General features: G+C 72.3%; 7 protein-coding genes and 1 tRNA gene. 4 read left to right on the forward strand and 4 right to left on the reverse strand.

Going from position 1 to position 9,525, the window contains the following annotated elements:
* Positions 1-53 precede the first annotated feature (53 nt).
* The gene (locus IO29_RS27860; protein WP_030380669.1) at positions 54-626 is read left to right on the forward strand and encodes a DinB family protein; all 573 of its coding nucleotides are present in this window, start codon (positions 54-56) and stop codon (positions 624-626) included.
* Positions 627-921: 295 nt separating this feature from the next.
* Here the strand turns inward: IO29_RS27860 and IO29_RS27865 are convergent, their stop codons facing one another.
* On the reverse strand, positions 922-1,599 hold the full coding sequence (locus tag IO29_RS27865) for a TetR/AcrR family transcriptional regulator (RefSeq protein ID WP_078618343.1): 678 nt from the start codon (positions 1,597-1,599) through the stop codon (positions 922-924).
* Between the two features lie 131 nt (positions 1,600-1,730).
* Here IO29_RS27865 and IO29_RS27870 point away from each other — a divergent pair, with 131 nt between their 5' ends.
* The 3 genes from IO29_RS27870 to IO29_RS27880 are packed head-to-tail and all read left to right on the forward strand — an operon-like array spanning position 1,731 to position 4,622.
* Positions 1,731-2,795, forward strand: a complete 1,065-nt coding sequence (locus tag IO29_RS27870; protein WP_199806961.1) for an ABC transporter permease — start codon at positions 1,731-1,733, stop codon at positions 2,793-2,795.
* Positions 2,792-3,673, forward strand: a complete 882-nt coding sequence (locus tag IO29_RS27875; RefSeq protein WP_078618344.1) for an ABC transporter ATP-binding protein — start codon at positions 2,792-2,794, stop codon at positions 3,671-3,673. The genes IO29_RS27870 and IO29_RS27875 overlap by 4 nt, the downstream gene beginning before the upstream one ends.
* Before the next feature lies 1 nt (position 3,674).
* Entirely contained in the window at positions 3,675-4,622 is a 948-nt protein-coding gene (locus IO29_RS27880) for an ABC transporter ATP-binding protein (RefSeq protein WP_078618345.1), read from the forward strand.
* A gap of 96 nt (positions 4,623-4,718) precedes the next feature.
* Here IO29_RS27880 and IO29_RS27885 read toward each other — a convergent pair.
* The 3 genes from IO29_RS27885 to IO29_RS27895 form a co-directional block, all read right to left on the reverse strand.
* Positions 4,719-4,791 (reverse strand) — tRNA-Lys (locus tag IO29_RS27885).
* Positions 4,792-4,882: 91 nt separating this feature from the next.
* Entirely contained in the window at positions 4,883-6,394 is a 1,512-nt protein-coding gene (locus IO29_RS27890) for an amino acid permease (protein ID WP_030380674.1), read from the reverse strand.
* Positions 6,395-6,508: 114 nt separating this feature from the next.
* A complete protein-coding gene (locus IO29_RS27895; RefSeq protein ID WP_030380675.1) occupies positions 6,509-8,602 on the reverse strand; it encodes a DEAD/DEAH box helicase in 2,094 nt (697 codons plus the stop codon).
* Between the last annotated feature and the right edge of the window lie 923 nt (positions 8,603-9,525).

A 9,525-nucleotide genomic window follows, 5' to 3' on the forward strand; every position in this document is an offset into this window, starting at 1 on the left:
AGACTCGTCGATGTCCACAGCCGTACCGGACGACGAGACCCCGGAGGCAGACGATGACTGACGCGCCCGTACCGTCCCCCACCCCGGCCCCCAAGCACTACAGCCCGCGCTGGCAGGGGCCCGGGGTCGCCCGCCCCGCCGTCCCCGACACGGGCGACGAGCGGGAGACCCTGACCACGGCCCTGGATCACCATCGGGCCACGTTCGAGCTGAAGTGCAGCGGCCTGCCGCCCGAACGCCTGTCGGAGCGCCCGGTGCCCCCGTCCACGTTGTCGCTGCACGGCCTGGCCCGGCATCTGGCAGGGGCGGAACAGTGGTGGTTCCGCATCCAGTTCGCCGGCGAGGACGTCCCCGTGCCGTACTACTCGGACGACGACCCCGACCAGGACTTCGAACGGCTCGACGGCGACGTCATGGAGGCCCTGGCCTTCTGGCGCGAGTCGTGCGCGCACTCCCGCCGCATCGTCGACGCCACCCCGTCCCTGGACGACACGGGCACCCGCAGACGCACCGGCGAACCGATCTCCCTGCGCCGCATCCTCATCGACATGATCGCCGAGTACGCCCGCCACAACGGCCACGCGGACCTCCTCCGCGAACGCCTGGACGGGGCGACGGGGGTGTGACCGCCGCCGTTCACCCCGCGCCCAGACGCCGCCCACGCGACCGACTCGGCGACGCGCGACGCGTCGGCAGACGCTCGGCGAGCGATACAGAGCAGTCAACGTCGCCGCTGGATCCCATGAGCGCGCGGCCGGAACTCCGCGAGCAAGGGGGCTCATCGTCACCGTCCGCGGCAAGGGCTCGTTCGTCGTCCGGAAGCCACCCGCGGACAAGAGCACCTGCGACACCTGACGAACCGGGGGCGCATCCCACTGCCCTCCGCCCTCCGACCCGTCCTGGACACCGGCGCCCGCACCCTCACGGTCGCCGCCCCGGCGTGGCCGGCTTGGGGAGGGGGCCGGTGAGGTAGTGCTGGACGACGGGGGCGACGCAGGCCACGAGGTGGTCCAGCTCGGCCCGGGCGAGCGGGACGACGCCCAGGATGTGGCGGCCGAGCACGAGGCCGACGAGATGGCTGACGACCAGGGAGACGCGGAGTTCGGGCTGGTCGTGGTGGGAGGCGGCGACGAGGGGGCCGACCATCTGGACGGACAGGAACTGTCCGAGTGCGTCGGCGGCGTCCTCGTCGGAGAGCACCGAACGGATCATGGCCGCCAGCGGACGGCGGGAGACGGGGTCCTGCCACAGCTCGAGGAAGACGCGGACAAGTCGTGCGCCGAGGTCGGCGGGGTCGTGACGGATGAGTGCGGCGAACTGCTCACGCAGGTGCAGGGGAAGGCGGAGGGTGGCGGCGAACAGTTCGCGCTTGCTGTGGAAGTAGTGCAGCACCAGTGCCGGGTTGACCTCGGCCTCGGCGGCGATGGCGCGCACGGTGGTGGAGGCGTAGCTGCCCCGGGCGAACTGGTGGCGGGCCGCGTCGAGGATGCCGTCGCGGGTGGTGGTGTCACCGGCGCGGCGCCCGGGGGGACGTCCGGGACCGCGGACGGACCGCGGGTTCGGCGGGGGCGGTTGCACGGATCGGGGCGGCTCGTTCACGAGGTCATCCAGATTAATTAAACGCTCGTTGCATTGGTGTCGCGGCCGATCCTACGCTGACCGCGCTTCACGCCGGCCCCGGCGTGGCAGGCAAGCGGCGCCCCGGGCGGGCGCTCCGGACGAGTGAGGCGGTGGGCCCTGTGTGGGCGATGATCCTCAAGGAGTTCCTGGAGCTGCGGCGGGACCGCCGCACGATGGCGATGATCGTCGTGCTGCCGCTGTTGCTGCTGGTCGTGTTCGGCTACGCGGCCGACTTCCAGGTCGACGACGTGCCCACCCGGGTCTACGGCCCCGCCGCCGAGGCGGTCGCCGCCGATCTGCGCGCCCCCTTCGACGTACGGGACGTCGACACGGCGGGGACGGAGCGGCAGGCGCGGGACGCGCTGCGGGCCCGGGACGCGGGCGCCGTCGTGGTCACGTCCTCGTCCGGTGCCGCGACCGTGCTGATCGACGGCTCCGATCTGTTCGCGGCCCAGTCCGTGACGTCCGCGGCGAAGTCGAGCGGTGGCGCGTTGCAACCGCGGGTGCTGTTCAATCCGGACCTGAAGACGTCCTGGACGATGGTGCCCGCCCTGGTCGGCATGATCATGGCGTTCATCGGCACGATCATCACGGCCATCGGCCTGGTCCGCGAGCGGCAGTCCGGAACGCTGGAGCAGCTGGCGGTGATGCCGTTCCGGGCGACCGACGTCATCACCGGCAAGATCGCCCCGTACTTCGTCCTGGCGGCGTTCGACATGCTTCTGGTGACCGTGCTGGGGTGCCTGCTGTTCGGCGTGCCCTTCGCCGGTAACGTCCTGGTGCTGGCCCTCGGCGCCGCCCTGTTCCTGTTCACCGTGCTGGGGATCGGGGTACTGATCTCCTCGGTGTCGCAGAACCAGGGCCAGGCCATGCAGATGGCGCTGCTCACCCTCATGCCGCAGATCCTGCTGTCCGGCATGATCTTCCCGCTGTCGGCGATGGCGGCCGGGGTGCGCTGGATCGGCTACCTCCTCCCGCTGACCTACTTCAACATGCTGTCCAACGGCGTCATGCTCCGCGACGCCCCGCTGCACTCGCTGGCCCTGCCGCTCGGCGTGCTCGCCGGGATGGCGGTCCTGGTGTTCACTTCCGCCGTCCTGCGGTTCCGCCGCGACCTTGCCCCCGCCGCCCCCAGGGCCGCCCGCCGGGCCGTCACCGCCGGGAGCGCCCGATGACCGACGCCACCCGCCCCTCCTCGGACACCGGGCGCGAGACCGCCGGCCCCGGAACGGACGCCTGGGGAGTCCTCGACGTCACCGTGGTCTTCGACGCGACCACCGCGCTCGACCGCGTCACACTGACCGCCGTCCCCGGCCATGTCGCCGCGCTCGTCGGCGGCGACGGCGCGGGCAAGACCACCCTGCTGCGCACCCTGGTCGGCCGCGTCCGCCCGACGTCCGGCCAGGTCACCGCCCCGGCCGCCCGTGCATGCGGGTTCATGCCCACCGGCGCCTCCGGCGTGTGGCAGGACCTGACCGTCGACGAGAACATCGACTTCGTCGCGGCGGCCCACCACCTCACCGGCGCCGCCCTCGACCGGCGCCGCACCGCACTGCTCACCGCGGCCGGCCTCGACCGCGCCACGGACCGGCTCGCCGGCGCCCTCTCCGGCGGCATGCGTCAGAAGCTCGCCTTCTGCCTGGCCATCCTCCACCGGCCCCGGCTGCTCGTCCTGGACGAACCCAGCACCGGCGTCGACCCGGTCAGCCGCGTCGACCTGTGGCGGCTGATCTCCCGCGCCGCCGCCGACGGCGCCGCCGTCGTCATGGCCACCACCTACCTCGACGAGGCCGAGCGCGCCTCCACCTGCCTGGTCCTGGACCGGGGCCGCGCCCTGGCGTCCGGCGACCCCGCCGACATCCTCCGGCGCACCCCCGGCACCCTCACCTCCGGTGCCGCGCCCGTCGGCGACAGTGACGCGTCCTGGCGGCGCGGACGGCGGACCCGCTCCTGGCACCCCGGGCCGCCGCGCCCCGGCGAACAGCCTCTGCCGGCCGACCTGGAGGACGCCGTCATCGCCTACACCCTCGCCGACCAGCAGCGGGAGCGCTGACATGACCGAGCACACGCCCCAGGTCCCCGCCGAGCACACGCCCCAGACCTTCGCCGAGCACACGCCCCGGATCCGCGCCGAGCACACGCCCCTGATCCGCGCCGACCGGGTCAGCAAGCGGTACGGCTCCTTCACCGCCGTCGACACCGTCTCCCTGGAGGTGTCGCCCGGGGAGATCGTCGGCCTGCTCGGTGCCAACGGCGCCGGCAAGACGACCCTGATCAAGATCCTCCTCGGCCTGGCGCTCCCCACCGAAGGCGCCGTCACCGCCTTCGGCCGCCTGCCCGACCGCACCACCCGCGGCCGGCTCGGCTACGTCCCGCAGGGCATGGGCCTGTGGCCCACCCTCACCGTGGCCGAGAACATCGCCTTCGCCTCCGCCGCCTTCCGGACACCGGCCCCGGCCCTGGAACCCGCCCTCGCCGAGGTCGAGCACCGCCTGGTCTCGGCGATCGGCCTCGGTCTGCAACGCCAGCTCGCGTTCACCCTGGCCCTCGCCCACCAACCCGAACTGCTCGTCCTGGACGAACCCACCTCCGGCGTCGAACCCCTCGCCCGCGCCCGGCTGTGGGACGCCGTCCACGACCGGGCCGACCAGGGCGTCGGCGTCCTGGTCACCACCCACTACATGCAGGAGGCCCAGCAGTGCGACCGCCTCGTGCTCATGTCCCACGGCAGGGCCGTCGCCTCCGGCACCGAACGCGACATCGTCGGCACCACCACCGCCTGCGAGGTCGAGACCTCCCACTGGGCCGACGCCTTCGCCGCCCTCGACGACGCCGGGCTGCCCGTCACCCTCGACGGCCGCCGGGTCCGCCTCGCGGACACCCCGCCGGACACCGTCACCCGCACCCTCCGGGCGGCCCGCGTCACCGCCGACGTCCACGAGGTCCCGGCCACACTCGAGGAGGCCATGACACTCATCGACCGCGTCACCGCACCGGCCTGACCCCCCACCACCCGCCGAGGCGGAGCAGCGGCGGAGCGGCCACCCCCGAAACGCCGACGGCCCCCGGCCAGACGACTCTGACCAGGGGCCGGACGGTAGGCCCTGTGGGACTCGAACCCACAACCAATGGATTAAAAGTCCACTGCTCTGCCAATTGAGCTAAGGGCCCCGGCGGTGTTGCGTGATGTTGCCTCCCCGAGCATAGCCCGACGCGGGCGGGTCGCCGATCGGGTATCGGTGACCCGGCCGTGTCGGCGGGGTCATGATGCGGCCGTCTCCCGGGGGCGGTTGTTGCGTGCGTGACGCGGGTTCAGGAACCAGTGGCGGGCCGAGGCCAGCCACCACACCGCCGCGAAGCCCAGGACGACGAGGACCGCGATCGGGGCGTAGTTGAAGGTCTCCCACGTCACCGGGGACACCTGCGGCAGCATGAACAGGACGGTGATGATCACGACCCACGACACCGACACCACGCCGACCACCCGCGACCATCGGCCCAGGTGCCAGGGCCCGCGGACGAACGCGTCGCCCTTGAGCACCCGCAGCAGCGTCGGGATGACGTAGGCGATGTAGAGGCCGATCACCGCGATCGACGTCACCGCCGCGTACGCCGTCACGTTGATCAGGTACGGCAGTCCCAGCGCCAGCGCGGCCAGCGTGGCCAGCCACACGGCCGCCACCGGGGTGCGGGTGCGCGGGCTCACCGTGTGCCAGACGCGGGAGAACGGCAGCGCTCCGTCGCGCGAGAAGGCGTAGATCATGCGGCTGTTGGCGGTCACCGACGCCATCCCGCAGAACAGCTGCGCGCCGATCACCACGAGCAGCAGCAGCTTCCCCGCCGTGGCGCCCAGCGCGTCGAGCAGGATCTGCGCCGGCGGCGCCCCCGTCGGCGAGCCGAGCGCCCCGTCGTACGACTGGATCGCGAACGTGAAACCGAGCAGCAGGACGAAGCCGGCGATCCACGAGGTCCAGATCGACCGGACGATGCCCTTGGGGCCAGCCGTGGACGCGTCGTGCGTCTCCTCGGTCATGTGTGCGGAGGCGTCGTACCCCGTAAAGGTGTACTGCGCCATCAGCAGCCCCAGCAGCACCACGTACACCCCGCTGCCCCAGCCCGTGTTGTTGACGAACTCCCCGAACACGAACGAGGCCGACTGATGCCGGTCGGGTACGAACGCCAGCGCGCCCACGATCACCGCGACCCCCAGCACGTGCCACCACACGCTCACGCTGTTGAGGATCGCGACGATCCGTACGCCGAAGGTGTTCAGCAGCCCGTGCAGCAGCAGGATGCCCGCGAACAGCAGGATCGTCCGCCCCGGCGTCACCTCGAAGTCGAACTGCAAATTCAGATAGGCGCCCAGGAAGGACGCCGCCCCGAAGTCGATGCCGGCGGTCACGGCGACCTGGCCGAGCACGTTGAACCAGCCGGTGAACCACGCCCAGGCGGCCGCCGAGCGCGGCGGGGCCAGCCGGTGCGCCCAGAAGTACAGCCCCGCCGACGTGGGGTAGGCCGAGCAGATCTCGGCCATCGACAGCCCCACGAACAGCGTCATCAGGCCGACGCCGACCCAGCCCCAGGTGATCACGGCGGGGCCACCCGTGTTCATACCGAACAGGTACAGCGTCAGACAGCCGGAGAGGACCGAGATGATCGTGAAGGAGACCGCGTAGTTGGAGAACGCCGACATACGGCGGGCGAGGACCTGGGTGTAGCCGAGCTGGGCGAGCAGTTCCTCGTCCGAGGGCCGGCGGGTCGCTTCATCTGTCATGCCCCCAGCGATTCCCTCACCGGGGACGTGACAAGCGTCACACGTGCACGAAAAAGGGCCGCGGCCCCACTCCCGCACCGGGAGGGGACCGCGGCCCCGCGTCACACTCCGCCGTCAGCTGCCGCGCTTCCAGCGGGGCTTGTCGTCACGGCGGTTGTTGAAGGAGGACCCACCACGGTGCTCGTCACGGCGGCCGAAGGACGACCCGGAGGAACCCCGGTGGTCGTCGCGGCGCCCGTACGGCCGGTCGTGCCCACCGGACCGGAAGCCGGGCCGGTCGCCCTGCCGGTCACGGTTGAACGGCCGGTCGCTGCCCCGGTGCCCACCGCGCTCGTCACGCCGCTCGTCGCGCCGGAACCCGCCACGGTCGTCACGTCGCTCGTAGGACCGACCATCACGGTCATCACGCCGGAAGCTCCCGCGGTCGTCCCGACGCTCGTCACGCCGCTCGTAGGACCGACCACCACGGTCGTCCCGACGCTCGTCGCGCCGGAACCCACCACGGTCGTCACGCCGCTCGTACGACCGACCACCACGGTCGTCACGCCGCTCGTAGGAGCGACCACCACGGTCGTCCCGACGCTCGTCGCGCCGGAACCCACCACGGTCGTCACGCCGCTCGTAGGACCGACCACCACGGTCGTCCCGGCGTTCGGGACGCTCGCCACTCCGCTCCCGCTCCCGGCCGTTCGCCTGCTCGGGCAGCGACACGGGGGCCGTCTCCGGCCGCTCGACGGCCTCGGCGACGGCGGCCTCCGCCTCGCCCTCGGCCTCACGCGCCGCGGCCAGCACCGCCTCCGGGTCCTCACCGCGCTCGCGCGCGGCCCGGGCCACCAGGCGGTCGGACTCCTCGCGCAGCTCGGCGGCGCGGCGCGTGGCGCGCTCCAACTGCTTGGTCAGGTAGGCGACTTCCCGCTCGGCCTGCTGCGCCGCGTTGCCGGCCGACTCGGCCTGGACCTCGGTCATCGACCGCGCACCGGTGATCTCGGCGACCTCGGGGTCGAACGCACCGGCGCCCTGGATCACATGGCGCGAGGCGTCGACGCCCGCGTCCTCCATCAGCCGGAAGATCTGCCGCCGCTGGTGCGGCAGCGACAGCGAGACGACGGTCCCGGTACGCCCCGCACGCGCCGTACGGCCGGCCCGGTGCAGGTAGTCCTTGTGGTCACCGGCGGGGTCGACGTTGAGCACCAGGTCGATGCCGTCGACGTGGATGCCGCGCGCGGCGACGTCCGTGGCGACGAGAACGTTGACGTAGCCGTCCTTGAAGTCGGCCAGCGTCCGGGTCCGGGCGCCCTGGGTCATGCCGCCGTGCAGCGCGTCCGCCTTGGCACCGGCGTCCCGGAGCTGCTCCGCGACGCGGTCGGCACCGAGCTGGGTGCGGACGAAGATGATGGTGCGGCCCTTGCGGGAGGCGATCGCGGCGGTGACCGGCGCCTTGTCCTTGGGCTTCACGATCAGGATGTGGTGCGACATGGTCGTCACGGCGCCCTGCGCGGCGTCGACCTCGTGGGTGGCCGGGTCCTTCAGGTACCGGTCGACCAGCGTCTTGATCTCGTTCTCCATCGTGGCGGAGAAGAGCATCCGCTGACCGCCGGCCGGAACCTGGTCGAGCAGCTCGGTGACCTCGGGCAGGAAGCCGAGGTCGGACATCTGGTCGGCCTCGTCGAGCACGGTGATCCGCACGTTCTCGAGCGAGCAGGCACCGCGGTTGATCAGGTCCCGCAGCCGGCCCGGGGTGGCGACGAGCACGTCGACACCGCGCTCCAGGGCGTAGATCTGGTTGCCCATGGAGGTGCCGCCGCAGACGACCTTCATCTTCAGGCCGAGGACGTCGCCGTACGGCTGGAGCGCGTCGGCGACCTGCATGGCGAGCTCACGCGTCGGCGTCAGGATGACGGCGCGCGGCTTGTGCTTCTCGGTCCGCCCGCCGGCCAGCGTGGCCAGGGTCGGCAGACCGAACGACAGGGTCTTGCCGGAGCCGGTGCGGCCCCGGCCGAGGATGTCCTTGCCGGCCAGGGCGTCCGGGATGGTGGCGGCCTGGATCGGGAACGGGGCGGTCACACCGTTCTGCGCGAGCTTGCGGACGATGCCCTCGGGCAGTCCGAGATCGGCGAAGGTGAGCTGGGGAGCGTCGGTCTCGACCGCGCTTTCCGCACCCTCAGGGTCTTCGGGCAGGACGACGTGGTCGGTACTGGCGACAGACATGCGAATGGAGAGCCTTCCGGAGTTGTACGGCAGCACGCGCCCCAACTCCGTGAAGTCACAATCGACCGCCTCGATGCGGTCCGGCCACGGTAAGGGAGAGTACGCGCCACACGCGGCGCGTCTTTTCTTGGCGCCGGGCAAATGGGATCAAACGATCTACCACCATACGCACCGAGCCCCCCAGGATGCAAACCCCCGGGTCAGAGACGTGCGAACCCCCACACGGATGGCCGGGAACGCACGACGAACCCCCGACCGCACGCACGGATGACCGGCATCGTATGAACGAACCCCCGATCGCACGGATGGTCGCGGACGCACCGGAGGGGACGTGGGGGCGTGTCCGCCCGCAGCGGCCGGCGCGTCCACGCCGGTTCGCTCCAAGCGATGCACCCTCGCGCCGGACCGAGGACGGACATGCCCCCGCGGCCCCGCCCCACAACGAACGAGCCGCGAACCCACCGCGAACCGCAGCGATCGAACCAGCCGCGAACCCACCCCGAATCGAACCGGCCACGTACCCACCCCGATGCGAACCGGCCACGAACCCGCACCACAACGGCCCGGCGGCGAATCCACCCCCACCCGAACCGGAGGCCCGCTCACTCCTCCTCCGCCACGACCCACCCCGCCCCCGGCTCCGGTACAGGCGACCCCGACACCGGCCCCCGCTCCACCAACTGCGCGTTCTGCTCATGCGCGGACGCCGACGGCTCCGCCGTGGCCGGCGGCGGCTCGGACACGGGCGACGGCGTCGGATCCGGCTCCGGCTGGGTCACCGGCGCACTCGGCGCCCCCGTAGGCCCCGCCGGCGCACCGCCACCACCCTTCCCACCACCGTCATCCGCCCCCCCCCCCCCCCCCCCCCCCCTTCCCCCCCCCCCCCCCCGCCGTGCCGTCGACGCTCCAGCCGAGGTCGACAC

It is taken from the genome of Streptomyces sp. NRRL F-6676 (assembly GCF_000725625.1).
In the GTDB taxonomy this organism is placed as follows: Bacteria; Actinomycetota; Actinomycetes; order Streptomycetales; family Streptomycetaceae; genus Streptomyces.

Excerpts from the sequence above, each read along its gene's own strand:
- IO29_RS27895 (WP_030380675.1), bottom strand. The coding sequence starts at position 8,602 with ATGTCTGTCGCCAGTACCGACCACGTCGTCCTGCCCGAAGACCCTGAG.
- IO29_RS27875 (WP_078618344.1), top strand. The coding sequence starts at position 2,792 with ATGACCGACGCCACCCGCCCCTCCTCGGACACCGGGCGCGAGACCGCC.
- IO29_RS27860 (WP_030380669.1), top strand. The coding sequence starts at position 54 with ATGACTGACGCGCCCGTACCGTCCCCCACCCCGGCCCCCAAGCACTAC.
- IO29_RS27890 (WP_030380674.1), bottom strand. The coding sequence starts at position 6,394 with ATGACAGATGAAGCGACCCGCCGGCCCTCGGACGAGGAACTGCTCGCC.
- IO29_RS27880 (WP_078618345.1), top strand. The coding sequence starts at position 3,675 with ATGACCGAGCACACGCCCCAGGTCCCCGCCGAGCACACGCCCCAGACC.